The sequence below is a fragment of the Acidovorax sp. 210-6 genome (assembly GCF_010020825.1).
Taxonomy (GTDB): domain Bacteria; phylum Pseudomonadota; class Gammaproteobacteria; order Burkholderiales; family Burkholderiaceae_C; genus Simplicispira; species Simplicispira sedimenti.
Genome location: NZ_JAACJE010000001.1, coordinates 372,902 through 399,781, shown reverse-complemented (window position 1 = coordinate 399,781; position 26,880 = coordinate 372,902). Strand labels below are relative to the sequence as shown.

The 26,880-nt window shown below is 66.2% G+C and carries 17 protein-coding genes and 1 tRNA gene; 6 read left to right on the top strand and 12 right to left on the bottom strand.

The window, feature by feature from the left end; genetic code table 11:
• Nucleotides 1-23 precede the first annotated feature (23 nt).
• The 5 genes from GWK50_RS01830 (at nt 24) to GWK50_RS01810 (ending at nt 10,633) form a co-directional block, all read left to right on the top strand.
• The gene (locus GWK50_RS01830) at nt 24-4,103 is read left to right on the top strand and encodes a tape measure protein (RefSeq protein WP_162015023.1); all 4,080 of its coding nucleotides are present in this window, start codon (nt 24-26) and stop codon (nt 4,101-4,103) included.
• A 45-nt stretch (nt 4,104-4,148) separates the two neighbouring features.
• Nucleotides 4,149-7,319, top strand: coding sequence for a hypothetical protein (locus GWK50_RS01825; protein WP_162015022.1), 3,171 nt, complete (start codon nt 4,149-4,151; stop codon nt 7,317-7,319).
• Entirely contained in the window at nt 7,316-8,944 is a 1,629-nt protein-coding gene (locus GWK50_RS01820; protein ID WP_162015021.1) for a carboxypeptidase-like regulatory domain-containing protein, read from the top strand. The genes GWK50_RS01825 and GWK50_RS01820 overlap by 4 nt, the downstream gene beginning before the upstream one ends.
• 14 nt (nt 8,945-8,958) lie before the next feature.
• Complete coding sequence (locus tag GWK50_RS01815) at nt 8,959-9,612, top strand: hypothetical protein (RefSeq protein ID WP_162015020.1); 654 nt, start codon at nt 8,959-8,961, stop codon at nt 9,610-9,612.
• Between the two features lie 94 nt (nt 9,613-9,706).
• On the top strand, nt 9,707-10,633 hold the full coding sequence (locus GWK50_RS01810; RefSeq protein WP_162015019.1) for a rhodanese-like domain-containing protein: 927 nt from the start codon (nt 9,707-9,709) through the stop codon (nt 10,631-10,633).
• 10 nt (nt 10,634-10,643) lie between these two features.
• On the opposite strand, the gene GWK50_RS01805 is transcribed toward GWK50_RS01810, so the two are convergent.
• From GWK50_RS01805 to GWK50_RS01790, 4 genes are all read right to left on the bottom strand, one after another.
• The gene (locus GWK50_RS01805) at nt 10,644-11,936 is read right to left on the bottom strand and encodes an FIST N-terminal domain-containing protein (RefSeq protein ID WP_162015018.1); all 1,293 of its coding nucleotides are present in this window, start codon (nt 11,934-11,936) and stop codon (nt 10,644-10,646) included.
• Between the two features lie 43 nt (nt 11,937-11,979).
• The gene (locus GWK50_RS01800; RefSeq protein ID WP_162015017.1) at nt 11,980-12,825 is read right to left on the bottom strand and encodes a PhaM family polyhydroxyalkanoate granule multifunctional regulatory protein; all 846 of its coding nucleotides are present in this window, start codon (nt 12,823-12,825) and stop codon (nt 11,980-11,982) included.
• A 135-nt stretch (nt 12,826-12,960) separates the two neighbouring features.
• A complete protein-coding gene (locus tag GWK50_RS01795) occupies nt 12,961-13,452 on the bottom strand; it encodes a copper chaperone PCu(A)C (protein WP_162015016.1) in 492 nt (163 codons plus the stop codon).
• Nucleotides 13,453-13,547: 95 nt separating this feature from the next.
• Nucleotides 13,548-13,907, bottom strand: a complete 360-nt coding sequence (locus GWK50_RS01790; protein ID WP_162015015.1) for a hypothetical protein — start codon at nt 13,905-13,907, stop codon at nt 13,548-13,550.
• 126 nt (nt 13,908-14,033) lie between these two features.
• Between GWK50_RS01790 and GWK50_RS01785 the strand changes: the two genes are divergently transcribed.
• Nucleotides 14,034-14,390, top strand: coding sequence for a TraR/DksA family transcriptional regulator (locus GWK50_RS01785; RefSeq protein WP_162015014.1), 357 nt, complete (start codon nt 14,034-14,036; stop codon nt 14,388-14,390).
• 201 nt (nt 14,391-14,591) lie between these two features.
• Here the strand turns inward: GWK50_RS01785 and recD are convergent, their stop codons facing one another.
• The 8 genes from recD to rpsK all read right to left on the bottom strand — a co-directional run bounded on the left by recD (nt 14,592) and on the right by rpsK (nt 26,867).
• Nucleotides 14,592-16,592 carry an exodeoxyribonuclease V subunit alpha gene (gene recD / locus GWK50_RS01780; RefSeq protein ID WP_162015013.1) on the bottom strand — a complete coding sequence of 667 codons (2,001 nt, stop codon included), beginning with the start codon at nt 16,590-16,592 and terminating at the stop codon, nt 14,592-14,594.
• Nucleotides 16,589-20,353, bottom strand: a complete 3,765-nt coding sequence (gene recB, locus GWK50_RS01775; protein WP_347339482.1) for an exodeoxyribonuclease V subunit beta — start codon at nt 20,351-20,353, stop codon at nt 16,589-16,591. The genes recD and recB overlap by 4 nt, the downstream gene beginning before the upstream one ends.
• On the bottom strand, nt 20,350-23,928 hold the full coding sequence (gene recC / locus GWK50_RS01770; RefSeq protein ID WP_162015012.1) for an exodeoxyribonuclease V subunit gamma: 3,579 nt from the start codon (nt 23,926-23,928) through the stop codon (nt 20,350-20,352). The genes recB and recC overlap by 4 nt, the downstream gene beginning before the upstream one ends.
• A gap of 124 nt (nt 23,929-24,052) precedes the next feature.
• A tRNA-Met gene (locus tag GWK50_RS01765) sits at nt 24,053-24,129 on the bottom strand.
• A 25-nt stretch (nt 24,130-24,154) separates the two neighbouring features.
• Complete coding sequence (gene rplQ, locus GWK50_RS01760; RefSeq protein ID WP_162015011.1) at nt 24,155-24,553, bottom strand: 50S ribosomal protein L17; 399 nt, start codon at nt 24,551-24,553, stop codon at nt 24,155-24,157.
• Between the two features lie 88 nt (nt 24,554-24,641).
• On the bottom strand, nt 24,642-25,634 hold the full coding sequence (gene rpoA, locus GWK50_RS01755) for a DNA-directed RNA polymerase subunit alpha (protein ID WP_162015010.1): 993 nt from the start codon (nt 25,632-25,634) through the stop codon (nt 24,642-24,644).
• A gap of 112 nt (nt 25,635-25,746) precedes the next feature.
• Nucleotides 25,747-26,370 carry a 30S ribosomal protein S4 gene (gene rpsD / locus GWK50_RS01750; RefSeq protein ID WP_162015009.1) on the bottom strand — a complete coding sequence of 208 codons (624 nt, stop codon included), beginning with the start codon at nt 26,368-26,370 and terminating at the stop codon, nt 25,747-25,749.
• Between the two features lie 92 nt (nt 26,371-26,462).
• On the bottom strand, nt 26,463-26,867 hold the full coding sequence (gene rpsK, locus GWK50_RS01745) for a 30S ribosomal protein S11 (protein WP_042427966.1): 405 nt from the start codon (nt 26,865-26,867) through the stop codon (nt 26,463-26,465).
• Nucleotides 26,868-26,880 lie beyond the last annotated feature (13 nt).

The window sequence follows — 26,880 nt, the reverse complement described above, 5'->3', positions numbered from 1 at the left end:
ATGTTAATACAAGCGAGGTTGAAATGGCTACCAAGGATTTGAAGGCAAAGCTGGTTATTGATGCACAGACCGAGGGTCAGGATGAGGTGCAGGCTCTGGTGGCGGGCCTGGAGGATCTGGCGCAGCAAGGGGGCGAGGCGGCACCCAAGTTTGCCGAGCTGGCACAGAGCCTGAAGACGTTGGCCGGGCAGGAGCGCCTGATTGATGATTTTGCGCAGCTCAAGCGCGAGGCCAAAGCCGCCGGCGATGCGATGGATGCGGCCACTGCCCAGGTGGATCAGATGGCCGCCGCGCTGGAGCAGTCGGGGCAGGCCGCAAAGCTCGCCGCGCAGGCGCAGGCCAGCGCAGCCAGGGAGCTTGAGGCGGCACGGAGCCACCAAACCCAGTTGCGCGATGCGATTGCTCAGGCCCGCGCCGAGCTCAGGTTGAGCCGTGATGCCGTGGCGCAGGGGGGGGAGGCCAGCGCCCAATACGCAGAGCGTGTGCGCGACAGCGCCGCGCAGCTCAAGGTGTTGCAGGCCGAGGAGCGCAACGCGGCTGCGAGTGTGCGGTTGCTCGTGGCCGCGCACAAGGAAAGCGAGGCGGCTAGCCGTAACGCTGTGAATGCCCAAAAGCAGTTGGGTCAGGACTATGAGCGCACGGTCAAGAGCGCGGGCCAGTTGAGCGGCACGCTGGCGCAAACCAGGCAGGCGCTGCAGGACTCGCGCGCCGCACTGCAGGCGGCTGGCATCGACACCCAGGGTCTTTCTGATCAGCAGCTGGCACTGAAAACGCGGCTGCTGCAAGCACAGCAGCAGGCGCAGCAGTACACACAGGTGATGGCGCAGATGCGTGGTGAGGCGCAGACCCTCGGGCCAACGCTGGAGGCGACCTTCAAGCAATTGGGCATGCGCGGTGTACAGCAGATCACCGCCGAGATTGAGAAGCTGCAGGCGACCATGCGCGGCCTGCGGGGGCAGAACATGTTGCCGCAGGATGCGGCGCGGGCTACTGCCGAGCTGCAGTCGCGCATTACAGATTTGCGCGCCGAGATGCGTGGGGCTCAGGGTGCGGCCAAGGGGGCTGCTGGTTCCATAGAGTCGCTGGGGGGTAGCGCAACGGGTGCGGGCGGTAAGTTGGGTGCGGCAGCGCACAAGGCTGTGGCCTGGGCCAGCGCCATGGTGGGGTTGGGCGAGATCAAGCGCGTGACGGGCGCCGTCATTGAAACGGGCAGCTCATTTGAGCAGCTTGAGCGGCGCCTGACCAGTATTTTGGGGAGCACCGAGAAGGCGCAGGCGGCGTTTGGAATGCTCAAGGATCTGGCACAGCAGACTCCATTTGATGTGCAGGGCCTCACGGATACCTATGCCAAGCTGGCGGCCTTTGGCCTCAAGCCCACACGAGAGCAAATGCTCTCCCTGGCAGACGCTGCTGCCGAGCTGGGGGGGGGCACCGAGATGCTGCAGGGAGTCGCGCTGGCGCTGGGGCAGGCCTGGACAAAGAACAAGCTGCAGGGCGAGGAGATGCTGCAGCTTGCCGAGCGCGGGATCCCGGCTTGGGATTTGCTGGCCAAGGCCACGGGCAAGAGTGTGACTGAACTGCAAAAGTTGTCGGAGGCTGGCAAGCTGGGACGTGAGGCGATATTGCAGTTGATCGATGCCATGGGGCAAAAGAGCGCAGGGGCCGGTGCTGACTTGATGAACTCCTACGCGGGCGCCGTGCAGCGCGCGCAGGATGCTTTGAAAGAGTTTTTCAACATGATCGCCCAGTCGGGCGTGCTGGAGTACCTCACCGCGCAGTTGCAGGGGTTGCTGGCGAAGTTCGATGAGCTCAAGGCCAGCGGAGAGCTGGACCAGTGGGCCAAATCCATTGCCCAGGGCTTCATCGATGTGGCCAACACGGCGCAGGGGTTGATGGGGCTTGTGCAATTGCTTGCCCCCGCGTTTGAGTCGCTGCTGAAGGTGTGGGCGGTCAGCAAGGTGGCTTCGTTCGCCGAGGGACTGCGGGGTGTGGGCCTTGCTGCCAGGGGGGCGGGCATTGAGATGGGCAAGGCGGCGGAGCAGTCACGACTGTTTGCGTCGGTGTCCAAGGCCTCTATGGCACTGGTAGCGATCGGCGTGCTGGAGGTGGGCCAGGCCTGGCTCAAGATCGCCAAGGACTATGGTGCCTACCAGGCCGAGCTGAAAAAGCATGACGCCATCAATGCACGGGTGCAGCAGGGGCAGACCGAAGTGGCGCAGCGGTTGAAGGCGATATCTGACTCCACGGGCGTTGTCGTCACATCAATGCAGGAGCTCAATGCGGCACAGGCAGAGGGGCGGCTGGTGTTTGACGAGGCGACCGGCAAGTACCTGTCTGCGCAGCAGGCGCAGGAAAAGCTGGCGGCGTCTGTGAAAAAAACCACCCAGGAACTGGCGGCGCAGGACGCAAGCTCCTTGGTGGCCGAATTCGAAAAGATGGCCCAGGGGGCGGACAAGACGAAGGAGGCGATCACCAAGCTGGCCGATGGTCTGAAATTTGACGATGTGCAAGGGGCCAGTGCGTTTGCCTTGGCCTTGGATGAGCTGGCCGCGCGCGGCAAGCTGTCGGCAAAAGAGGTGGGGGAGGCTTGGCAACAGGCGCTTGGGAAGCTGAGCGCAGGAGAGATTGGCGCTTTGCGTGCCAACCTTGAAGAGGCTGCGCGCCAGGGGATTATTTCCGCCCAGCAATGGGGGCAGGCCAATGAACAAATTCTGGCGGCCAGTTTCGACAAGCTGGGAGTGAATGCAGCCCAGGCGCTGGGCAAGATCAGCACGGGGGCGCAAGAGGCCATCAACGCGGTTGATTTGGTGGCCGAGAGTGCCAAGGATGCTGGTGTGGGTGTGCAAGAGTCGGCCCGTGCCATCGAAATGGCCTTTGCTGCTGCCATTCCAAAGGCGGACAGCCTTGAGGCCATAGACGCACTTGAGAAGCAGCTCAAGGCAATGGGTGAGGCGGGCAAGATCAGTGCTGAAGGCATCCAGCGCACGCAGGCTGCATTGGATAAGCAGCGTGCAACCATTGAGGCCCAAATCCCAGGAATCCAGAGCCTTGAGGAGGGTTTGCGCAACCTGGGTGTGAAGCCGCAGAAGGAACTGGCCGCTCTGGCTGCGTCGGCAAAACAGGCGTTTGATGCGGTCAAAGCCAGTGGCACAGCGACACCGCGAGAGCTGAGTGAAGCCTGGAAGGCCATGGCTGAAGCGGCCATTGAAGCCAACAATGGCGTTGCAGATGCTTCGCTCAAGTCGCAGGCGCAGCAGTACGGCATGGTGATCGAGACGGACAAGGCGGGTAAGGCCATCGTCAAGAGCATGAAGGAGGCCGAGGGTGCTACCCAGAATGTGGGCAAGGCGGCGGTAGCCACGGCAGACTCGATCAAGGAGCTTTCTGAGGCCGGGTGGGACGCGAGCAAGGACATGGTTGCGCAGGCACGGGCGCACAACGCCGCCCTGGCCAAGGTGGAGACGAGCTGGATTGATGCCTCGGTGGCTGCGAGCAAGTATTCGCAGGAGATGGCTGCCGTGGTGTGGGGCGCGAACAAGAACATCGAGGCGATGACGCGCGAGCATGCGTTGCTGGTGGCCCAGATGGAGGCGTTGGCCCAGCAGCAGGAGCAGCTTGAAGGCCGGGGCAACGATGCGGCCAAGGGGGTGGATGATTTGCGTCTGCGGCTGTTGGAGCTCAATGGCACCGAGGAGGAGATTGCCCGCGCGCGCAATGAGCGCGACAAGGCGGAGGTGCAGCGCAAGATGGCGCTGATGCAGATCGACTTGCAGCGGGCCCAGGTGAGCAACAAGACCGAGGACGCCACGCGGTTGCAAGCGGAGTTGGATCTGTTGGCCGAGCAGCTCAAGCTGCTGGATCAGATCTACCGCGAAGAGGAAAAGCAGCGCAAGGCCCGTGAGCGTGATGGCGGTGGTGAGCGCGGCGGTAGCAAGGGTGGCCGCAGCGGCGGAGATGGGGGTGGGGTTGTTACTGCGCCTGCACCCACCGTGGTGCCTGGGCCGATCAGCATTACTTTGAATGCCAATGGCATCAATGATCCGGTGCGGCTGGCGCGGATGATTGAGCCGGAGTTGGCTCGCCTGGCCAGGTTGGCGCGGTGATTTGTAAAGCGTTTTACTCGGTGCGCATGGCCCGCTGGATCCACCATGCGGGCCATGCCATCGGTTCAGAGGTTTCTTTCAGGCCATGCCAACGCGGCGCGCACTGCTTCTGTGCTGGCCAGCAGTGTGCGTGCCAGCACGGCCATGGAGCGGGTGGCTGCGCAGCGCGCGGGATCTGGCCGGGTGCGGCTGGGCGGCAGCTACACGGGGCATGAGGCGACAAATGTAGAGGTGATGCTTGCAGCGGGTGGCGGTGTGCCGCGCGCAAGCGTGCCGCAGTTTGCCGGTGTCGGCAATGGGCAGCTCACGGTGGAGGCTGTGGATGCGGCGGCGCCGCTGCAGTTGCTGTCGTTCACCTTGCACGATTTGGGAGTGCAGACGGCCACGGCAGGGCTGGATGTGCGTGAGTTGCGCATTCGTGCGCGCACGCCTGGCAGTAGCGGTAACTCCATTCGATTGACGGTTGCGCCTGCGCTGGTGCGTGCTGCCACGCCTTGGGCGCTGCTGGCGCCATGGAGTGCAGGCCAGCCTACGCAGAGCGGCCCGCAGTGGGATTTTGGTGGGCTGCCTCTGTCTGCCCAGGATGAGCTGGACGCGGCCAGCCCGCGTATTCAGTTTGGCTTTGATCCGCAGGTGTACCGGCCTTGGCGGCGCTTCAAGGATGGTGCCTGGCAGTATGGTTTGTCGCCCCAGTTGGTGCGCGATGTGCCTGCGGGTACGCCTGTGTGGGCTGTGACGGGTGGCTATGTGGTCACGGTGAGTGATGGCGTGGCTACGGAGACGTTCGGCGATGTGGGCGCTGGGCAGCCGCTGCTGGTGTCGTTCTACGACTTGCTGCAGGCGCTGGCAACGTCCAGCCTGGTGGAAGTTGGCGGTGTCGTGGCCGCAGACCGCACGGTGGGTGGGCAGGCTGCGATCGATGTGCCGTTGCGCACCAGTGCCTGGCTTTTTGCGCTCTCTGGCAAGGTGCAACTCGATGCCGTGGGGGTGCCGCCCAGTGCGCCCACTCAGACGGTGACGGTGCGTTGCCTGAATGCGGATGTGGTGGGCCAGGAGCGCTGGAGCGTGGTGGGCGATGTGTCTGGCGCACTGGATGGCGCCACCACTGGCGTGCCTTACAGCAGCCCGGCCTGCGCTTTTACGGTGCCGCGCAAGGTGCCGGCTGGGGGCAATAGTGGGCGCTGGAGCTTCAAATTTGCACCGGTGGAGCGCAAGGAGACGGAAGGCCTTCCCAGTGTGTGCGTGCGCCCGTTCCGATTCGGCGCCAATGCGCGTCCGCTGACGGTGACGTTTGTCTATAAGCGCCGCCCACCGCCTGATTGCAAGTGCAGCGACATGCCTACGCCCAAGGTGTCGCTGAAGTGCCTGGGTATTACGGAGGATGACGATATGGCGCTTGATGCTGCGTATCAGACGCGGCTGGAGGGTTTGTATGCGTGGCGGCGTGATTTCCACGCGGCCAACTGGGTCAAGTACTACGTGGCGGCAAAGGACTTGGACTTTGCAGACGCCATCGTGCGGACCTTTGCAGACTGTCTGGCCGAGATCTACGAATCCACCCCTGCAAAAACCGAGTGGGATGCTGCGTTGACGGCGATGCAAGCGGACTTGGTGCCGTTGGGGTCGCCGCAGTTCTCGGCGGATTTCAGCGCGGGGAATTTGTGGAGCAGGCCGCAAAGTAACCCAGTAGATAGCGATGCCGTATATACATTGTCGGGAGGTATGGGGGGTGCTACAGCGGTGCCATCAATGGTATTCAATCCGTCCGATTCCATGGTGGGCGAAATCTCCGTAACTGTCGCCGATCTTGTGCGCAAGTACGCAGCCCGAATGGACTACGTGCGCACGCTGGCGGGCATCGTCCCAAAATCTAACCCCGGTGGCGGTGACGCGGGCGGCTGCTGGGTTGACCATGGCGACGCCTTTTGGTGGGTGGACGCCGATGGGTACTATTTGCCCGCATTTACGAACCAGGCCTATGTGAGTGCACGGCGCAACACCGAAACCGGTGTGCCCTACAGCACCATGGAGTTTGGTTTTGGTCTGGTGGTGGCGTGCCCGGACAGGCTGAAGGTGGATGACTCCATCACCATTCGCATTGACCAGGTGGATCAGGATCGCCCCTACAACGTGGGAGACGAAGCCAGTATCCAGACCATTGGCGCTGGCGAGGCCTGGCTGGCTGGGGGTGTGGATGGCACGGATGTGCAGACCTGGCTTGTGCAGGGCAGCGTGAGCGGTGCGCTGCCAGACTATTTGCTGCCCACCGATGGAACCCCGGCGCCGCTGTACAGCCACGCGGGGGTGGATGTTCGCCTTGGCCTGGGGGGTATCCCGTTTGCGCTGGGGGACTCTTTCAGCTTTGCCGTTGAGGCTGGGCAGTACCAGTGGCGCAAGGAGGGCGGAGCATGGTCTGCGTTGGCCGATATCCCGCCCAGTGGGCCCGCCGCGCTCCCGGATGGCTTGCAGGTGTGGTTCGATGCAGGGGCGGCGCCGTCGTTCGTGCCGGGCGATGCGTATTCTTTTGCCGTGCACCAGCCGTGGGCAGCGAGCCACGTGCAGGATGCGTTGGCCAGTGTCTGGGGCTGGGATGGCTCCAGTGCCAGCATGGTGCTGGATCTGGGGGCCGTCCAACCGCTTGGCGCCATTGCATTGGCGCGCTACAAGCTGCCTGAGGGGGCGGCTGTGTCGGCTGAGTTCTCATTGGATGGCATTGCCTGGTCTGCGCCGCTGGTATTGGATGTCTCCCGGTCGGTGAGCGTTTGCGTGTTTCACCTCGCCATGGCGGCGCAGTTTGTGCGGTTCTCGATTACTGGCGCACCAGGTGGGCATATTGGCTGGGTGTGGTGTGGAGAGCCGTTGGCGACAGAGCACCATGCCAGCTCCTGTGCTCGCATGCGTCGCTGGGCTTCTACGCGTGGCGGTGGACTGAACGCGGCTGCACTCTATGCAGGTGTCGGCGACGGCTGGAAGCTATCCTGGGAAAACGCTTTGTTGGAGCCCGATGTGGCTGCATTGTTGCAGCTGGGTGATTGGGCGCAGGCGCACGATGAGCCCCTGCTGTTCGTTCCTCATCACGTGCATGAGGGGGACGCTTCGCTGGTGCGCTGGGGTGCCGATGCGCTGCAGGTCAATGACATCCACGAATACCAGCCCGATGTGGCCGCGTTGCGCTTGATGTCGGCAACCCTGGATCTGGAGCCGGTGTTCGCATGACGCCGTGGTTGGAAATCGATGCTGGGGCCGATGGCTGCCAGGTCAATCTGTTGCCGCCTGGTGGCATTTCTGCGCCTTTGCCTGATGGTCTGTCGATGCCCGTGTTGGCGGGTTTGTCGAGCATTCAGCGACCGTTGTCGATTCCAGGCATTGCCAGTGCGCCCATCAGCAACATGGACGCGGTGCTGGACAACGCTGGCGGGGCTCTGACGGTGCTGTGGGGGCAGCGTGCGCCGATGCGGCGGGCCGTGCGTGTGCGCACCGCGGGTGGCGTGCTTTTTGATGGCATTGCTGTAGGCATTGAGCTGGGCAGCCAGGTGCGCTTGGGTTTGGAGGCCGGGGCGGATAGGCCGTTGTCCGACAGCATGCCGTTGCGCACAAGCGCTGTGTGGGGTGGGTGGCGTGAGGTGCGCGTGCTGCCTTGGGCCTGGGGGCAGGTCACACTTGCACCCATCCAGTACAGCGATGATCAGCGCGTCTTTCTCCTGGCAGACCACCCGATCCAGGGGGTGGATGAGGTCAAGCGCGATGATGTCTCCACACCCGCCTGGGCGTTCTACAACGGCGTGGACAGTACGGGTCAGGCCGTAGCGTTCCTGGAGTTGGCCATGCCTTTGTCCGAAGGCGAGCGGCTTGCGGTGACGCTTCGCGGGCGAATGCACCCAGACACAGGGCGCTTGCTGCAAACCCCGGCAGAGATTCTTTTCGACATACTTGCCAATCTGGCAGGTGCGCAAATCACCTGGGCTGAGCTCGATGACTACCGCACCGAGACCGCGCATGTGGCGCTGGGCGGCCTGCTGGCAGACAACGAAGTCTCCATCCGCGCGGCGGTGGATGGGCTGCTGCAGTCGTGTGGCGGCGCATGGGCGGCTGCAATGCCAGGCATTGCGATCGCCTGGCCCCCCCAAAGCGACGATGCGGCGCCTGCCAAGAGGGTGGATGCGCTGACGGCAGAGGATCTGAAGGCCACGACCAACGCAACCGGCCTTTGCACGAGCCTTCGTGTGCTCTACGACTATGACCATGCGTTGGGCAGCTATCGCAGGGCCATTCAGCTGCAGGCGCCAGATGCCGTGAAGGAGTATGGACTGCTGGAAAAGGAGTGGCCCGCCCCCTGGCTGCGCACTCCCCGGCAGGCAGAGGAGCTTGGACAGCGCGTGCTTTCATGGCTGGCGCGGCCTCGCTGGCGTGTCACATGGCGCCAGTCATTTGATGATGTGCCTACTGGTGCCTGGGTGGATGTTGCGCACCCTTTGTCGCCCTTGGCTGGCCGCCACAGGCTGGTGAGCGCGGAGTTGGATTTGTCCGCGGCCAGTCTTGCATGCACCATTGAAGCCCCTGTGGGTGCACCGCCTGCGATTGAAACAGTGCGCCTTTCAACGGCCTTTGATCCTTTGATCCAGCCGGGCATCACGGTGGATGTCGCCAATGGCGAGATCATCTTTACGGCCCGCGACGAGCGGGGGCGCCCCCTTGCTGGCGCAAAAATCACCCTCAACGGCGGGGCCTCACGAATCGCAGACAGCGCTGGGCGGGTGTCGTTTCCGGTCAAGCGTGGCCGTCATGTGCTGCTCATTGAAGCCGTGGGCTACCCTGCCGCCGAGGCAGTGGTTGTGGTTTGACACCCCCTGCCCACATGACTACGCGCCGCCGTTTTTTCCCAACCGCGAAGGTTCAGCACGTTCCTGGCCAGACCGTGGAGCTGGAGATGCAGCTTCGGCCTGTTGCTTCAGAGGCGGAGCCTGCAGCCATCAGTGGTGCGACTGCGCAGTGGGGATGTACGGGCTGGATGTGCGATTCGCTTCTCGTCGCGGAGCCGGATGGCCTTATGGTGTCGGCCCTGCCAGGTGGTGACACACTCATCGAAGGTGGAGAACTGGAGGGCGTCTTGGACTATCGTGCTCTCCGGTATTCAATGTGGAAAGGAACCCCGGCAGCATTCGACTACCTGGGCAATGCCCGCCCATGGCCAGGCCCTGAGTTCTTTTGTACAGAGCTTCAGATCGACACCACCTACTTCTATGAATGGCCTGGCCACGTTTTCACCGCCGCACTCACTGGCGATGCGCAATGGGTTGTTGCCTGGGATAGCCCCTTTATCGAGGACCCTGAGTACTCATCCGAGAGCCACCACCGCGCTCATGTTCTTGGCTCGGTTTTGCGCGTTGTCACGAACCCAACGGGCGGATCTATTTCATTGACCGAAACCCTGTCGGCTAAGGCTGTGAGTATCAGCACTGGCGAGGTTCTGCTGGAGATGACGTTCGAGGCTCGCCGCGTGGGCTTTTGACTTGGCGACCTCTTTTGCGCCGACACTTGTTGCCTGTGGTGCAATTTCATTCCACCACAGGCAATCCATCGATCACCAACTTATCGCACACACAATGGCGCATTTATCGCGCGCCGCTTCACCAGCACAGGTAGCGGCGTCCGCCCTGGACCGGGGTTACGAACTGGTGGGCGCCAACCACAAGTCGCAAAAGTACGTGCTGGTCGCAGCGCCCACCACCGCTGCCGTGGGCGCATTGAAAGGGGGGCGGTTGTACCTGCCCCAGCAGGATTCCATCTACACCTACATGGCGCGCGGCATGCTCAACGAGGCCGGCCTGTCGTTCAAGGACCTGAAACAGGTTCAGTACGAGAAGTACCCGCAAGCAGGCCTCACGGCGCTGTTGCTGGGCTCCACCGACGCCACCGTGGTACGTGAGGACGACTGGGCCGAATGGTCTGCCGCACAACCCAAGGCGGCCAAGGTGCTGGCATCCAGCCAGCCTGTGCCCGGTGGATTCACGGTGGTGGTGAAGAAAGACCTTCCGCCCGAGTTGCGCAGCCGCGTGGCACAGTGGTTCGCCACCGCCAGCGAACCCTCTGGCCTGGCCCCGGCCACACTCAAGCCGGAAGCCGTGCAATACAAGCGCGTGGCCGAACTGGGCCTGTTCACCCCGGTGGCCCTGCCCGGCGTGCAACGCGTGAATGCCAAGGAGGCGCAGCAGCTCCAGGGCCAGGGCGCGTTGCTGGTGGATACGCGCACCGAGAAGGAATTCCGTGCCAAACGCATGAAGGGTGCCGTGTGGGCGCCCTACATCGAAAAGAGCCTGAAGGACGTGGCCTTCGACCCTGCCACCGATGACTTCAGTGCGCTGGACAAGCTGCCTGCCAAGCCCATGGTGTTTGCCTGCAATGGAGCCGAATGCTGGAAGTCCTACAAGGCCGCCAAGCTGGCAGCCACCAAAGGCCACAAGAATGTGTACTGGCTGCGCGGCGGTCTGCCGGAATGGGCGGCCGAGGGCCTGCCCACCGAGAAGGACTGATCCCGGTGCTTCAGTCGGGCGTGGTGCAGAAAACCGTCAGCACGCCGGTGTAACCGTAAAGCTGATTGCGCGCGATTTCGCCGGCTGCGAAAAACCCGACCAAGGGCACATCACCCAAGGCGTGGCGCACGATCTGCAGCTCGGCACCCGGCGCGCCAAAATGCGGCCCGCCCCGGCCCGAGCAGCTCACGTAAATGGCCCCCGCCACCTCTCGCTGGCGACCGGGCGCCAGCGTTGGCGCTGCACCCGGCACTGGCCGCGAAGTCTGCACGCCAACCGCCGAAGGCTCGGTTTCCTCAGGGGTCAACTCCTCGCGGATCTCGGTGCAAATGCGCACCAGGTCGGCCCGCGCAGCCCCGGCATTGCGCTGGCAAAAGGCCAGTAGCATGCCCGGCTCCACCGTATCGGCCAAGGCCACGCCCTGGCGCGCTCCATCCAGCCCGAGGATGTGCCGCACCCGCGTGTCGTGCCCGAAATGCCCGGTGCGCCCAGAAGCCACCGCGCTGTCGGCGTTGGTCAAACCGGCCAGGGTGGACCGGATGCGGCGCACCGCTTCCTGTGGATCGTCCTGCAGGGAAACATCCAGCGTTTGCAGCAGCTCGCCCAGGGCCGGCTTGCCATCCAGCTCCAGCACCACGTTGCCATCGGCGGCGGTGATGCGCTGCGTGGGCCCCACGGGCTGACACCCCTGGGTGACACGCGAAACCAGTTCCACCCCCGCGCCAAAAGCCACGCCTGAGAGGCCGCCGCTGAAGACACCACCCGCCGCGCCATGTCCGGCCAGGTTGCCGTTGCCCGCCACGGCAAACTGCACGCCCGCGCCACGGCTGGCACACACCCCCCCGAACAGGTAGCCCGTGCGGGTGCGCTGCGCCATTTCATCGATCAGCCCCGGAAGGTCAGGGGTGTGCCCATCGGCATGGACCAGCGCCGTGTGCGCAGCAAACGCACCGCTGCCGCCGCGCGGCAGCGGCGCCACGCCGGAAAACACGCGGTACTGGTCTGGCGGAAGGTCCAGCAGCATCACGGACAGGGCGGGCTCGTCCAGGTACTCGGCCCCGGCGGCACACACCCCCACGCCCACGGTGCCACTCCAGTCGGTGACCTCGGGCAGCTCGGCGGAGAGCACATCCAGCAGCGCCGCCGCTTCGGCCGCGTAGTGGTCGGTGATATAGAGCAGGCCCAGGGTGGGCGCGGCGGCGTACCCCGGCAAAGCCATCTGCGCGCGCAGTTGCGCCAGCACCAGGGCCACGGCCATGCGCCACTGCGGATGGGTGGCATGGGCGGTGGGAAATCGCTTCATGGACCGTCCTGCGGCGCTGGGCGCTGTGTGCTCGGCAGCACCCTCAACCGGTCGTCTTGCGCACTGCCTTCTTGGCCGGGCTGCGCTTGGCCGGTGCCTTGCGGGCGGCCGCCTTGCGTGCCGGGGCCTTGGCGGCCGCGCGGGGGGCGGCTGGCGCGGACGCGGCAGGGGCTGCCGCACGCCGCGCGGCACCCTGCACCGACTGCACGCCCCGTGCAGCCATGCCGGTAGCGGTCTTCAGGGCCTCCTTGGCCAGACCTGTGGCCATGTTGCGTGTGGTGTCCAGCGCTGTCTGCTTGGCGGCATCCTTCATGGCGCTGGCGGCAATCTGCTGGAACTGCTGCGTCAGTGCGCCCCACCATTGCATGGGATCGATCAAGCCTGCGCCCGCCCCGGCATCGGCCTTGGCGCCTGCCTTGGCCTTGGGCTTGGCCGTCTTGCGCGCAGCAGGGGCAGCTGCGGGCTCCTCAGGGGCTGCAATGTCTGCCACGCGGCTGGCCGCACCGGAGACGGCCTGCGCTGCATGGGCCAGCGTGTCGCTGGCCTTGTGCACGCCCTCCATCACGGTGTCTGCGGTCTTGAGCTTGAAGGCGTTGGCCACATCACCCACGCTGAAATTCATGCCCTTGAGGGTGGCCAGCGTCATCTTCTGTACCTCCAGCGCCTGGATGGTGGCGGCCAACGCACGCGAGTTCTGCTCCAGCCAGAACTGCACTGCCTTGAGTTCTTCGATGCGCTTTTCCAGTTCTTCCACGCTGATGGTGGGAGCCACCCAATGGGACAGGTTGGGCAACTGCGGAATGCTGTTGGAAGCACCCTTGGCCAGGTTCTGGAGGAATTCGAAACCCGGCACGTATTTGCCGAAACCGAGGGGGGATGAGTCGCTCATAGCCGCTCCAATGGATGGAAAGTCGAGGATACGAACAGCTTACCCCAACGCGGCCCCTGTGCGCCATGGGCACCACCCTGCCCTGCGCACCCGCCCTGTGCCTGCACGACAGGCCAGGGCCGGTGCGCGGGGGGATTACTTGTGCATTCCGTGGCTGCCATGGCCGCCCTGCATGGCGGGCATCTGCGCCTGCACAGGCACCTGCAGCTCCAGCTTGCTCTCGGCGCCCTGGGCGTTCTTGAACGTCAGCGTCACCGGCACGGTGCTGCCCTTGGCCAGGGGCGCCTTCAGGTCCATCAGCATGACGTGGTAGCCACCGGGCTTGAGCTCCACCGCCTGGCCTGCGGGAAGGTCCAGGCCGGTGACGGCGCGCATCTTCATCACGTCGCCTTCCATCTTCATTTCGTGCACTTCGGTCACGCCGGCCGCTGGCGAGGCGGCGCCCACCAGGCGAGTGGCCTCGCTGGCGGTCAGGCGCATGAAGGCACCCGTGGCCTTTTGCCCCTGCACGCTGGCACGCACCCAGGCACCATCCACGGTGACGGGGGCTGCCGTCTGGGCCTGGGCCAGACCCGAGGCCAGAGCGGCAGCGACGAGCAGAGAGGAAGTGATGCGGGGGAAGTTCATGGTTTTCTCCAAATCAAGACATTGCCATGGAGGCAAAAAATACAAGCAAAAATCGACTCTAGCGCCCTATCATCAAGCGCTGATAGCTGTAATTTTTATAGCATTTGAGGGGGCGCCCGTGCCTGCGGCAGGGCGCCCACCATGGCCAGAGCCCACGGTTCACGCCTGGGCGCTGCGGGTACAGCGCTGGCAGGCGCCAGCACCATGGCGTGGGCCGCTGGCGGCCCGAGCCACAAGGGGGGCAGGCACAAAAGACAGTCCGGGGCATGCACGGACGAAGGCGCTTCGGGCGCGTCCAGCGGCAACACCAGCCGCCACTGACCGGGCGCCTGCGCGGAGCAGATGCGCTGCACTTCCAGCGCGCCGGGAACGGGTGCCCCGGCCACCGCCTGGACCACGGCCCAGCACGCCAGCAGGAAACCGGCAAACCGATGGCGGCAGCGCGTGGTCAACATGTGGCGATTGTAGGAGGCAGCATGGCTGGTGGCCTCCCGCACGTCGGAATCTCTTGACTCCGGTCAACCCCTGAACGCCGCGCACGGCGCAAGATGAAGGCATCCTCTACAAACCACGCAGAACCCATGAATACCGAACAAGCCAGCCCTTTCCAACAACAGTTGCTCGCACTGCGTGCCCAGGTGCTGGCACAACTGGCAGCGCAACGCGGCGGCACCGTGGGCCGTGCGGATGTGGCTGCGGAGCATTTTGGTCACCCCGAGGACTCCCGCGCGCAGGTCAACACTGAGCGCGACATCGAGTTCGCTCTGGGCGAACACGAAATCGCCCACCTTGCGGCCATCGACGCAGCGCTGGAACGCATCGCGGTCGGCAGCTACGGCGAATGCACGGACTGCGGCGCCGACATTGGCACGGCCCGCCTGCATGTTGCCCCCGAGGCGGCACGCTGCCTGGGTTGCCAGGAAAAGGCCGAGAAGTAAGCCCCCCTGAAGCGCCTTCCCCCGCTCTCGAATCGCCGCGCGATTCGGGAGGGGGGACGCTCCCGGCGCGGCGGGGCGGCCCTTGCGCGGGAGCCCTGGCATGGGGCGCGCCAGTTTCATGCATCGCGGGCGGCCCTGACCTGGGGCGCGCCGGTGGCATACGTTGGGGGTGCCGCGTTCGCGCAATGGATCGCTGAGAGGTCAAGCCTGCAGCCGCGCAGGCAGGCCGCTGCTGCGCTGTGTGCGCTGGCGCAGCGCCTGCTCCAGCACTGCGGGCTGCGCGGCCACCAGGGTGAAGGCGTCGCGCGCGCGGGTGATGCCGGTGTACACCAGCTCCCGACTGAGCAAGGCCCCGGCGGCCTGGGGCGGCAGCACCAGGGCGGTGTGCCCGAACTCCGAGCCCTGGCTTTTGTGCACCGTCATGGCAAAGGCGGTTTCCACATGCGCCAGCCGGGCCACACCCACCGAGCGCAGTTGCGGCCCGTCGGCAAAGTAGGCACGCAGGCCACCGCCCGGCGCCTGCAGCACGATGCCGATGTCGCCGTTGAAGACGCCCAAGCCTGCGTCGTTGCGCGTGACCATTACCGGGCGGCCTGCATACCATTCACCCCGCCCGTGCAGGAGGCCCGCGCCGCGCAAGGCCGTTTCGACCGCACGGTTGAGCCCGGCAGCTCCCCACGGGCCTTCGCGCACAGCGCACAGCAGCCGAAACCCGTCGAAGGCCCGCAGCACGCCTTGCACCCAGGCCGTGTGGGCGTCTTCCTGGGCAGGCACGGGCACGGCCATCGCGCGCAGGTAGTCGCGGTAGCAGCCGACCGCACCCAAGCGGCCGCGCAGGGCCAGTTGCACGGCCGCCGCCGGATCGCTGCTGGCCAGCAGGTGCACGGCACCCTGGGGGTCGGCGTCCAGCACACGGCGGGCCTGGGGCGCATCGCCCTGGTTCACGGCCAGCGCCAGCGCGCCGATGGGGCCGCCAAAGCGACGGCTTTTGCGCAGCATGACCATGTGCTGTGCCAGGGCTGGCGCCTGGGCGCCGCTTTCGAGCAAGGCATCGGGCAGGGTCTGGCCCGTGGTGGCCTGCAGGTAGCGGCGGGTCTCTGTGCTGTAGCGGCCTGCCGCGGCGTCGCGGCACAGGTCGCCCAGCACGGCACCGGCCTCGACCGAGGCGAGCTGGTCCTTGTCGCCCAGCAGCACCAGGCGTGCGCTGGGGGGCAGCGCGTCGAGCAGCGCCGCCATCATTTCCAGGTGCACCATGGAGGCTTCGTCCACCAGCAGCACATCCACATCCAGCGGGTGACCCGCGTGGTGGCGCATCTGGCGCGTGTGCGGCTGGGCGCCCAGCAGTGCGTGCAGGGTGCGCGCCGGGCCCAGGCGCTGGGCCAGGGCCTGCACGTCCAGCACACCCTGCAGCGGCGTTTGCAGGTCTTGCAGTGCACCGTCGATGGACTGGCGCAGCCGCGCAGCCGCCTTGCCCGTGGGTGCGGCAAGGGCCACGCGCCAAGGCCTGCCCGGTGGTTCCATGGCGGCCAGCAGGGCCAACAGGCGGGCGGCGGTGTAGGTCTTGCCGGTGCCCGGCCCCCCGGTGAGCACCGCCACGCGCGAGCGCAGCGCCACGGCACAGGCCAGTTGCTGCCAATCGACCTCGGCATCGCCCTCGGTACGGGCTGGGGCATCCGGCACCTGGCCTGGCTGCGCGGGCGCAAACAGGCGGGCCAGCCACTGTCTTGCCAGGGCTTCATCGACCGGCAGCGGCGCACTGGCCCGCTCACGCAGCGCCTGCGCCACGCGGGTTTCGTAACCCCAGTAGCGGCGCAGGTACAGCAAGGGCCCCGTGGCGCTGCCCCCCAGCACCAGCGGCTGGCCCTGGTCTGGCGCCACGCCCTCCTCGTGCACCACCGGGCTGCGGCGCAGGGACTCCAGCCAATCATCCAGACCCTGCGGCAGCGCGTGCCAGGCCTGCGCGAGGGCCTGGGGCGCCGGGGCGGGCCAGGCCAGCAGGGCTGCCGGTTCGCGCACCAAGGCCTCCAGCGGAAGGCAGGTGTGGCCGCGCCCTTCCAGGTGCGCCAGCAGCGCGGTGGCCATCAGCAACTCGGGGCGGGCCTGGGGGTCGAGCTCGGCCACCCAGCGGGCCAGTGCGCGGTCCAGGTGGCGCAGCCAACCGGCGTCCACCCACTGCTGCAAGAGTTCGAGGGGCTTGTTCATGCGGCGTTCTCGGCAGGGTCCAGCATGGCGTCGAGCGCGTCGAGCAGGGCCGTGGGCGGCGTCAGGTGGCACAGGCCCGCCTGGGGCCCGTCGATCCCGCGCAGGAACCAGAACAGCGCACCGCCCAGGTGCTGCTGCGGTGTGTAGGCTGCCCCCAGGCGCGCGCGCAGCAGGCGGTGCAGGGCCAGCAGGTAGAGCGCGGCCTGCACGTCGTAGCGGTGCGCAGCCAGGGCGGCGTCCAGCGTGTCTGCGGTGTAGGCGGCGCCGCTGTCGCCCAGGTGGTTGGATTTGTAGTCCAGCACCCAGTAGCGCCCGCCCTGCTCGAACACCAGGTCGGCAAAGCCCATGAGCATGCCGCGCAGCTCACGCTCGGGCAGTGCCGGGCGCTCGCGCCCCGCCAGCAGGTGGGTGCGGCACAGTGCATCGACCTCGGCAGCAGGCAAACGGTGCACGGGCAACCAGAACTCCATTTCGGGCAGCACGCGCTGCAGGCCGCGCAGCGACGCACCCACCGGCGGCAAGGGCAGGTGCACCACGGTGCTGAGCCAGTGCATCAGCTCGGCGGCACGCTCGCCATGGCCCGCGCGCTCGCAGCGCCTGCGCAGGCGATCGGCCAGGGGGCCTTCGGGCTCCAGCGCAAAGCCTTCGGCCGCCAGCCATTCGAGCTGCTGGTGCAGGAAGTTGCCAGCGGCGCTGCCGCGCACGAACTGGTGCCAGGGCGCTGCCTGCGCTGCCGGGGAAAGCGGCAGGCCCTGGGCTGCGGGCGGGGTGTCGTCAAACAGGTCCAGCGTGCGGCCCCGGGGAGTAGTGGCCCAGGGGTCGGGCGTTGCAACCCCGGCGGCTGGCGCGGCCAGCGGCACCAGGGGCGCAAGCTCATCGTCGGCCGGACGCTGGAGCGCCAGGGCGGCCAGGGGCACCGAACTTGGGGCACTGGCGCGCACCAGCTGCGAAAAACTGCCGATGCCCCAGCGCCGGTCGAACTGCGCGGCATAGGGCACGCTGGGGGCCAGCACCGGTGCATCGGCCACCGGGGCCAGGGCCTGCAGTGGCACGGGCAAGGGGGTGGCCGGCTGCACGCGCAGCAGCGCGGGCTGGGCCTCGGCCAGGGCCTGCAGTTGCGTGTGCCAGTCGTGCGGCTCCAGCTCGGCCTGGGGCCCGGCCAGCAGGCAGCCCAGGGCGCTGTCGTGCGTGCGGCACTGCTTGCCGTTGCCCACGCGCACGGCGGCAAAGCCCATCCATACGCTGTGGCGCGCGCGGGTGAGGGCCACGTACAGCAGGCGCAGGTCTTCGCGCAGGCGCTCCTGGGCGGTCTGCGCCTTGAGCTCGTCGGTCCAGTGCAGGTGCTGGTGGCGCTGGCCCTGGGCATCGGGGAGCACGGGGTAGTCGCCCGCGCGCGTGCGCCCGCCGGGCACGCTCCAGGCAAAGGGCAGGCAGACCACGGGGTATTCCAGGCCCTTGCTCTTGTGCACGGTGACGACCTGCACCAGGTCGGCGTCGCTCTCCAGGCGCAGGATTTGTTCATCCCCGGCCAGGCGGTCTTCGTGCACCTGGGTGTGCAGCCAGCGCAGCAGGGCGTGTTCGCCCTCCAGGTGGGTGCTGGCCTCTTGCAGCAGTTCGGCCAGGTGCAGCACGTTGGTCAGGCGCCGCTCGCCGCCGTGATCGCGCAGCCAGCGCGCGGGCAAATCGAACTGGTGCAGGGTCTGGCGCAGCATGGTGAGCACGCCCTGGCTGTGCCAGATGGCGTGCAGCGCGCGCAGCTGGGCGCTGCGCTGCTCGAAGACCTGGTCGTCGTCGGCCAGCGCGGCCAACTCGTCCAGGCCCAGGCCGATGAGGCGGGTGGCCATGCCGGTGCGCAGCAGGCTGGCGTCCTGCGGATCGGCCACGGCCTGCAGCCACCAGACGAGGTCGTGTGCCTCGTCGCTGTCGAACACCGAGTCGCGGTCGGACAGATACACCGAGGCCACGCCCCGTTGTTGCAATTGGCGCCGCACGGCGGCGGCCTCGGTGCGCGAGCGCACCAGCACCGCAATGTCTGCCGGGCGCAGGCGGCGCAACGGGGCGTCGGCCTGCGCAAAGCCGGTTTTCGCATCGGCCAGCCACTGCACGATCTGGGCGGCGCAGCGCGCGGCAAAGCGTTCGCGGTGCTCGGGGATCCCCGCCAGTTCCAGGTCGTGGTGAATGTCCAGCGCAGGCACAGGTCCGTCGGCAGTCTGGAACTGCTCGGGCCGCCCGCGCGCCTGCACGGGCACGAAAGGCAAGGGGTTTTCACCACCCTCGGGATCACGCAGCAGAAACGCGCCCTCACCCCCGCGTGCCTCGGCACGGGCGAACAGGTGGTTGACCGCACCCACCAGCGCCTGCGTGGAGCGGTGGTTGATGACCAGCAGGTAGTGGCGCCCCTGGGTGGCGCGGCGCGCCTCCAGGTAGCTGTAGATGTCGGCCCCGCGAAATCCGTAGATGGATTGCTTGGGGTCGCCAATGAGCAGCAGCGCGGTGTCGGGCTGGGGCGCGCGGGGCGCGTACAGCAGATCGAACAAACGGTACTGCAGGGGAGAGGTATCCTGGAATTCGTCGATCAGCGCCACCGGGTACTGGGCCGTGATGCGCGCGCGCAGGCGTGCGCCCTGCGGTGCCTGCAAGGCCTGCACCAGGCGCTGCAGCAGGTCGCGAAAGCCGAGCACGCGGCCCTGGCGCTTGAGCAGGGCCACGCGCTGCTGCACCTGGGTGGCGGCGTGCAGGCGCAGCCGGGCAGCCAGTGGTGTGGACGCGAGCAGCGCCTGCTGCAGGTGCTCCAGCGCGGTAGAGGCTTCGGGCAGATCGAGCGGCGGCGCGCTGGCAAGGCGCGCGTCCATCAGGCCCTGGGGCGTAAGGCGGCGCCAGGCCGCCTCAGGCCACTCCAGCGACTGCCACAAGTCGCCGTCCAGCCACTGTTGCAGCGCGTCAAGCCAGGTGGTACAGCGACCGATCTGGATCTTGCGCCCGTCCCAGTGGGCCTTGTGCTGCTGCAGGTGCACCTCCAGCCAGTCGCGCAGGGCCTGCACATGCTGCGGCCAACCCGCACGCAGGGTTTGTTCCTGCTCTGCATGCGCTTGCAGGCACTGCACCAGCGTGGCGGGCTGCGCCAGCGCGGGCAGGTCGGCGTCCAGCAGCTTGTGCAGGTCGGCATGCAGCGCATCGACATGGGGCCAGATGCGGGACACAGCCTCGAACTGCGCAGGGGTCAGCCCATAGCATTGCTGGCGCCAGTAGTCCTGCACGGCCTGGGCCTGCAGGCTGTGCTCGTCGGTGCTGAGTTCTTCTTCGTCGAGTTGGCCGCTGTCCACGGCGTGCTCGCGCAGCATGCGCTGGCACCAGGCATCAATGGTGAACACGGCCGCTTCGTCCATGGCTTCGGCGGCGAGCGCTAGGCGCCAGGCGGCATGCTCGCGCTGCGGGCCGGGGGCATAGTGCTGCAGCAGCGCGGCGAGAAAGGGGTCGTCCGCAGGCACGGGGGCCAGGCCACGAAAGCACTGTGCGGCCTGGGCCAGCCGTGCACGGATACGGCTCGAAAGCTCGCGCGTGGCGGCGCGGGTGAAGGTCATCACCAGGATCTGCGCGGGCATCAGCGGCGCCCCCCCGCCATGGCCCAGCACCAGGCGCAGCACCAGGGCAGCAATGGTCCAGGTCTTGCCCGTGCCCGCGCTGGCCTCGATGAGGCGGCTGCCGTGCAGCGGAAAGGACAGCGGCTCCAGCGCCTGCGGCAGCATATCGTGCGTGCTCACAGCGATGCCTCCGTGCTGCTTGCTGCGGGGGTGGCGGTGGCGGTGGCGGTGGCAGCGCCATGGTCATGCACGCGCACCGCATCGCGGGTCCACTGCTCCAGCGGGGCCCACAGGGCCTGGGCGGCCTCGGCCAGGCTGCCGTCAGCGGCCAGGGCGTCGTAGTCGGGGTAAAAGCGTGCCCATGCCGGGTCTTGCGCCTCGCCGTCCATCTGGCTGTTGCCTTCGTAGGCGATGTGGGCGGCCGCGTCGCTCTCCAGCAGCGCCCATGCCGTGCGGCGCGGCAGCGGCAGCGGGGCACGCTGGCCCTGGTGGCAGGCGTACAGCCAGCGGTCGAGCTGGGTGCGTGCGGCCTTGGGCTCCAGCGGCTCCCATTCCAGCCAGACGTCGCGTGCCACCAGCAGCCCCCGCAGTTCGGTACCGCTGGCAGCGGCGGCCAGGCTGCACAGCCAAGGCTGGATCATCAGGTCGGCGCGCAGGCTGCGTTTTTTGGCGTCCTGCAACAGGCGCGAGGGGGTGAGTTGCATCCACACCGCCTGTCCTGCGGCATTGCAACGCAGGCCGTCCAGCCAGTCCTGCAGGCTGGGCAGGGTATCAGGTTCAAGGTCATTTTGGCATCCATCGCTTGCTGGATAAGCGCTGGTAGCTATCAAATTAATAGCATTCTGCAGGTCAGCGGTTCGTATCAGCTGCACCCGCGCACCAGGCTGGGCATGGTCACGCTGCAGGCCTTGCCAGGTCTGCAGCGGGGGCAGCCATTCCTCGCCCCACTGGGCAACGATGTGGTCGCCCGGCGTGCCCAGAGGCAACAGGCCCGCACGGCGCAGGCGCTGCAGGGCCTGGCCCAGGTGGTGCTGGGGGGCGCTGTCGGGCAGCGCGGCCCAGTCGGTGGGCAGGAAATCGAGCAACTGGCGCGCTACGGTGTGGCGCTCCAGACCCGCCAGGTGGAAGGGTTCGGAGTCCTCGGGCGCATCGTCGTCGCGGTCGAACACCACGCCCAGGCGCTTGCGCAAGAAGTAGCGGGCGGGGTGGCGCATCCAATTGGCCAGGTCGCGCAAGGCCAACGGCGCGGCGGCCTCGCGCGCGGGCAGGGGCTGCAGTGCGACCGGTGCATGCTCGGGCACCGGGGCATGGGCTTCGCGCCATTCGCGGGCATGGGTGAACAGGTCGACCTCACCCTGGAAGTAGCGCGCACTGAAGGGCTGCAGCGGGTGCTCGGTGGTGCGCTCGGCCAATACCTGCGGCCCCCAGGCGGCCTGCAGGTAGTCCCGCAGTTGCGCAACCAGCACGGAGGGCGGCTGCTCGGTGTTGTCGCGCACGTTGCGGCCGGTCCAGCTCACATAGAACACGCGGCGCGCCGCCAGCAATGCGTCGAGCATGAGCTGGCGGTCATCGGTCTGGCGCGAACGGTCCCCAGGCCTTGCCTGGCCGGGCTGGACCATGAGGTCGAAATCGTTGCGCGGCGTGCGGCGCGGGTAGTCGCCGTCGTTCATGCCCAGCAGGCAGACCACGTCAAAGGGGATGGCCCGCATGGGCATGAGTGTGCAGAAGGTCACCCCCCCGGCGCGGAAGCGCTGCTGCGTGCTGGGCAGCTCCAGGCATTGCAGGACGGCGTCGTGCGCCGTCTCCAGGGGCAGCGGCTGCGCAAAATCTGCCCCATCGCAGGCCTGGAGCCAGGCCTCCAACGCGGCCTCCAGGGATTCGAGCACTTGGCGGTCGCTGTCGTCGGTGGCCGCAAAGCACGCCGCCCAGAGTGCACGCAGGCGCTGCGCCCACTGTTCGGGCGTGGCGGGCTGGCTGGCCGCGCAGCGCCAGGCTTCCAGGCGTTCGAGCAAGGCGGCCAGGGCACCCGCCAGCGCGGCATCCAGGCCGCCCACCTCGGTACAGGGTTCGATGTCTTCAAACCGGGTGGCCCCGCCGGCATAGCCCAGGAGCATGCGCTGCAAGCCAAAGTGCGCGCTGTTGGTGGCACCGCAGAGCGGCAGATCCAGGGCATTGCGGTGGTCTTGCGTCAGGCCCCAGCGGATACCGGCCTGCGCCATCCAGTGCACCAGGGTGCCCCGATCCTGGGGCTGCACGCCGAAACGCGCCGCCAGGGCAGGCACGTCCAGCAGTCCATGCAGCTCGCTCAGCGTGCAACGCCGCGCGGGCAGGCCCCAGAGCCACTCCACGGCGGCCATCAGCGGCTGGCTGGTGCGCGGGCTCTGGTCAGCAATGTCGAAGGGGATGTGGCGCGCGTCGTCCGATGGGTACTGCGCAAACACTGCACGGATGGCGGGCGCCATGGCGTCGATGTCCGGCACCATGACCACAATGTCACGCGTGTGCAGCGCCCGGCCCTGCGGCGGGTGTGCCAGCAGCTCCAGGAGCTGGTCGTGCAGCACCTCGACCTCGCGCAAGGCACCATGTGCCGCGTGGAACTGGATCGATCGGTCGTCCGGCGCGAGGGTGCGCTGCGGGTGATCGGACAAGGGCACCAGGTCACGGATGCGGTGCTGTACCTGCTGCAGCAGGGGCGCGTCCTGCGCCTCACCGTCATCGAACAGGTCCAGGCGCGGCATGCCCCACAGCGAGGGCTCGGCGGCAGCATCCTCATACGCATCGAGCTGGCGCACGAAATCGCGGCTTTGTCGCCCCCAGGCGGCCAACAGCGGATGGGCATGCAGGTGCATCTGTTCCAGCGGCACATCGGCCAGGTCCCGCCCTGCCCGTGCCGGAAGACGGCGCTGGTGCATGCGCAGCCATTCGCGGCCATCCATGATGTCAGCCCAGTGGTAGCGGCAGGGATTGGGAATGGCCAGCAACACCTGGCAGTGCCGCGCCATGGCGGCCAACCAGTCCAGCACCGGCTGAGGCACATGCGCCATGCCGAACAGGATGACGCGGCGCGGCAGTTGGGCACCTTGCGCTGGGAGATGCCCTTGCACCAATGCATCCAGCGCACGCCGGTGGACCTGGGGTCGCGCTGCGGCGCGCTCGGCATCGGTCAGGCTCTGCAGCACTTCACGCCACAGCGCAGGCTGCCAGCGTTCGCTCTCGGGCAAGGCCGACAGTGCGCCGCCCGGCCCGCGCAAGCCGTCGCGTCCGTGGGCCCAGTCGTCCAGCCAATCGGGGCGATAGACCTGGTACTGATCCCACAGGTCGGCCAGGCGCCGGGCCAGCAGGTAATGAGCATGGGGGCTGGCGCTGCGCAGCGTGTGCGCCAGCGGTGCATAGTCGGGCCGCTCGGTCAGCGCAGGCAGCAGCTTCAACAGCCGCCACGTCAGCGCAGCCTTGTCTGTGGGCGCGTCAGCCCCCACCTGGGCGCCGAGCACCTGCCGGTAGCTGCGCCACAGGAAGCGCGAGGGCAGCTCCACGCGCAATGCGGCACTGACCCCGCTGCGCACGGCCATAGTCATCTTGAACCACTCGGCCATGGCATTGCTCTGCACCAGCACCACCTCAGCCTCCAGAGGTTCGAGCGGGTGGCGGTGCAACCACTCGGCCACGGTCTGGGCCAGATCCTCCATGCGGTTGCCATGCAGCGCCAGCCATCCCGGTTGCAGGGTACGGATCAGGGTCTGCGCTCGCTCCACCATTGTGCTTTTCAGTGTCCAAAAAAGCAGTATGGCATGGGCTTGCCTGGGTGAAACAAATCGCGCCAGAAACAAAAACGCCCACTGGTGAGTGGGCGTTTGCTTGTAGCGGAAACCGCTTCAAATTTGGTTGCGCGAGAAGGATTTGAACCTCCGACCTTTGGGTTATGAGCCCAACGAGCTACCAGACTGCTCCATCGCGCGGCAAGACATAGATTATAGCGTACTTTTAGGCTGCTGTTGCAGAATCTGCGGCGGGAGCAGCAACTTCTGCGCGCTCGACCAGTTCCACCAGCGCCATGGGAGCGTTGTCACCCACGCGGAAGCCCATCTTCAGGATGCGGGTGTAACCGCCAGGACGGGTCTTGAAGCGGGGGCCGAGGTCGTTGAACAGCTTGGTGACGCTGTCGCGGTCACGCAGGCGGTTGAACGCGAGGCGGCGATTGGCCACGGAGTCCACCTTGGCCAGGGTGATCATGGGCTCGATCACGCGGCGCAGTTCCTTGGACTTGGGCAGCGTGGTCTTGATGGCTTCGTGCTCGATGAGCGAATTCATCATGTTGCGCAGCATCGCTTGGCGATGCGCGCTGGTACGGTTGAGTTTGCGAAGGCCGTTTCCGTGGCGCATGGTGCTTTCCTTGTATGTTGTTCAATTGGGCAGCCGTATCAGGTACTGCCCAAGGCACTGTCCCGCGAGGGAACCCAAAATTATAACTTCAACGCTTGTCGAGCCCGGCGGGAGGCCAGTTCTCAAGCTTCATACCCAGCGTGAGACCGCGCGAAGCCAGGACTTCCTTGATCTCGTTGAGCGACTTGCGACCCAGGTTGGGGGTCTTGAGCAACTCGTTCTCGGTGCGCTGGATGAGGTCACCGATGTAGTAAATGTTCTCAGCCTTGAGGCAGTTGGCCGAACGAACGGTGAGTTCGAGCTCGTCCACAGGGCGCAGCAGGATCGGATCGAAACTTGCGCCAGAGGTACGGGTACCGGAAACAGGTGCTTCGAAGATGTCGCCGCCGTCCAGCTGCGCAAACACGGCGAGTTGCTCGACCAGGATCTTGGCCGACGCACGGACGGCTTCTTCTGCAACGATGGCACCGTTGGTCTCGATCTCCAGCACCAGCTTGTCCAGATCGGTGCGTTGCTCCACACGGGCGCTTTCGACGGTGTAGCTCACGCGACGCACAGGCGAGAAAGAGGCATCCAGCACAATGCGGCCAATGGTCTTGGTCGCCTCGTCGGCGTAGCGGCGCTGATTGCCGGGGATGTAACCGCGGCCCTTCTCCACCTTGATCTGCATGTCCAGCTTGCCGCCTTGGGAGAGGTGGGCAATCACATGGTCCGGGTTGATGATTTCCACATCGTGCGGAGTCTGGATGTCGCGTGCGGTGACCACGCCCTCGCCATCCTTGCGAAGGCTCAGGGTGACTTCATCGCGGTTGTGCAGCTTGAATACCACACCCTTGAGGTTCAGCAGAATGTTGACCACATCCTCCTGCACGCCATCAATCGACGAGTACTCATGCAGCACACCTGCAATCGTGACTTCCGTCGCTGCATAACCCACCATGGACGAGAGCAGCACGCGGCGAATGGCGTTGCCCAGCGTATGGCCATAGCCACGCTCGAAGGGCTCGAGTTCCACTTTGGCCTTGTTGGGGCCGAGCTGCTCGACATTGATCGTCTTGGGTTTCAGCAGATTTGTTTGCATTCAGACTTCCTCTCAATACCCCCAGCTCGTTACACCGGTAAGGCTGGTGAAGCGCCTGTACCGCGATGCTTCGCGGTACAGGAACGATTTACGTGCTGTGACTGCCCGCCAATTAGCGAGAGTACAGTTCGACGATCAGCGATTCGTTGATGTCGGAACCGAATTCATCACGATCCGGTACCTTCTTGAACACACCCTCGGCCTTGTCGGCATTGACATCCACCCAAGCAGGCATACCCACTTGCTGTGCCAGCTGCAAGGCTTCGACGATGCGAGCCTGCTTCTTGGACTTTTCGCGCACGGCAACCACATCGCCCACCTTCACGAGGTAGGAAGGAATGTTGACAGCCACGCCATTGACCGTGATGGCCTTGTGGGACACGAGCTGGCGCGCCTCGGCGCGGGTAGAACCGAAGCCCATGCGATACACGACGTTGTCCAGGCGGCACTCCAGCAGGGAGAGCAGGTTGGCACCGGTGTTGCCCTTGCGGCGGTCAGCTTCTTCGAAGTAACGGCGGAACTGCTTTTCCATGATGCCGTACATGCGCTTGACCTTCTGCTTTTCACGCAGTTGCAGACCGTAGTCGGAAGTGCGCGCACCCGAAGTGCGGCCATGTTGACCGGGCTTGGAGTCGAACTTGCACTTGTCTGCAATGGAGCGGCGTGCGCTCTTGAGGAACAGGTCGGTGCCTTCACGGCGGGAGAGTTTGGCCTTGGGGCCGAGGTAACGTGCCACTTGAGTGTCCTTTGATATCAACTACCGCAAACCATTGCGGGAGCCGCCTGGGTCGCGTGAGCGTTCGCAGGCGGCGGTGGGCTTCGAAAAAATCAGATACGGCGACGCTTTTGGGGGCGGCAGCCATTGTGGGGAACCGGCGTCACATCGGAGATCGAGGTGATGCGGATACCCAGCGCGCCCAGAGCGCGCACCGAGGATTCACGGCCGGGACCGGGACCCTTGATTTCGACATCCAGGTTCTTGATGCCCTGCTCCATGGCGGCACGGCCAGCCATCTCAGAGGCCACCTGGGCAGCAAAAGGCGTCGACTTGCGCGAGCCCTTGAAGCCCTGACCACCGGAAGAAGCCCAAGACAATGCATTGCCCTGGCGATCCGTGATGGTGATGATGGTGTTGTTGAACGATGCATGCACGTGGGCGATGCCGTCCGAAACGTTCTTGCGAACCTTCTTGCGCACGCGCTGTGCGGCGTTATTGGCAGGAGACTTAGCCATAGCGTTCTTTCAG

Coding starts and splice junctions, on each gene's coding strand:
- GWK50_RS01830 (WP_162015023.1), top strand. CDS start 24: ATGGCTACCAAGGATTTGAAGGCAAAGCTGGTTATTGATGCACAGACC.
- GWK50_RS01825 (WP_162015022.1), top strand. CDS start 4,149: ATGCGGGCCATGCCATCGGTTCAGAGGTTTCTTTCAGGCCATGCCAAC.
- GWK50_RS01820 (WP_162015021.1), top strand. CDS start 7,316: ATGACGCCGTGGTTGGAAATCGATGCTGGGGCCGATGGCTGCCAGGTC.
- GWK50_RS01815 (WP_162015020.1), top strand. CDS start 8,959: ATGACTACGCGCCGCCGTTTTTTCCCAACCGCGAAGGTTCAGCACGTT.
- GWK50_RS01810 (WP_162015019.1), top strand. CDS start 9,707: ATGGCGCATTTATCGCGCGCCGCTTCACCAGCACAGGTAGCGGCGTCC.
- GWK50_RS01805 (WP_162015018.1), bottom strand. CDS start 11,936: ATGAAGCGATTTCCCACCGCCCATGCCACCCATCCGCAGTGGCGCATG.
- GWK50_RS01800 (WP_162015017.1), bottom strand. CDS start 12,825: ATGAGCGACTCATCCCCCCTCGGTTTCGGCAAATACGTGCCGGGTTTC.
- GWK50_RS01795 (WP_162015016.1), bottom strand. CDS start 13,452: ATGAACTTCCCCCGCATCACTTCCTCTCTGCTCGTCGCTGCCGCTCTG.
- GWK50_RS01790 (WP_162015015.1), bottom strand. CDS start 13,907: ATGTTGACCACGCGCTGCCGCCATCGGTTTGCCGGTTTCCTGCTGGCG.
- GWK50_RS01785 (WP_162015014.1), top strand. CDS start 14,034: ATGAATACCGAACAAGCCAGCCCTTTCCAACAACAGTTGCTCGCACTG.
- recD (WP_162015013.1), bottom strand. CDS start 16,592: ATGAACAAGCCCCTCGAACTCTTGCAGCAGTGGGTGGACGCCGGTTGG.
- recC (WP_162015012.1), bottom strand. CDS start 23,928: ATGGTGGAGCGAGCGCAGACCCTGATCCGTACCCTGCAACCGGGATGG.
- rplQ (WP_162015011.1), bottom strand. CDS start 24,553: ATGCGCCACGGAAACGGCCTTCGCAAACTCAACCGTACCAGCGCGCAT.
- rpoA (WP_162015010.1), bottom strand. CDS start 25,634: ATGCAAACAAATCTGCTGAAACCCAAGACGATCAATGTCGAGCAGCTC.
- rpsK (WP_042427966.1), bottom strand. CDS start 26,867: ATGGCTAAGTCTCCTGCCAATAACGCCGCACAGCGCGTGCGCAAGAAG.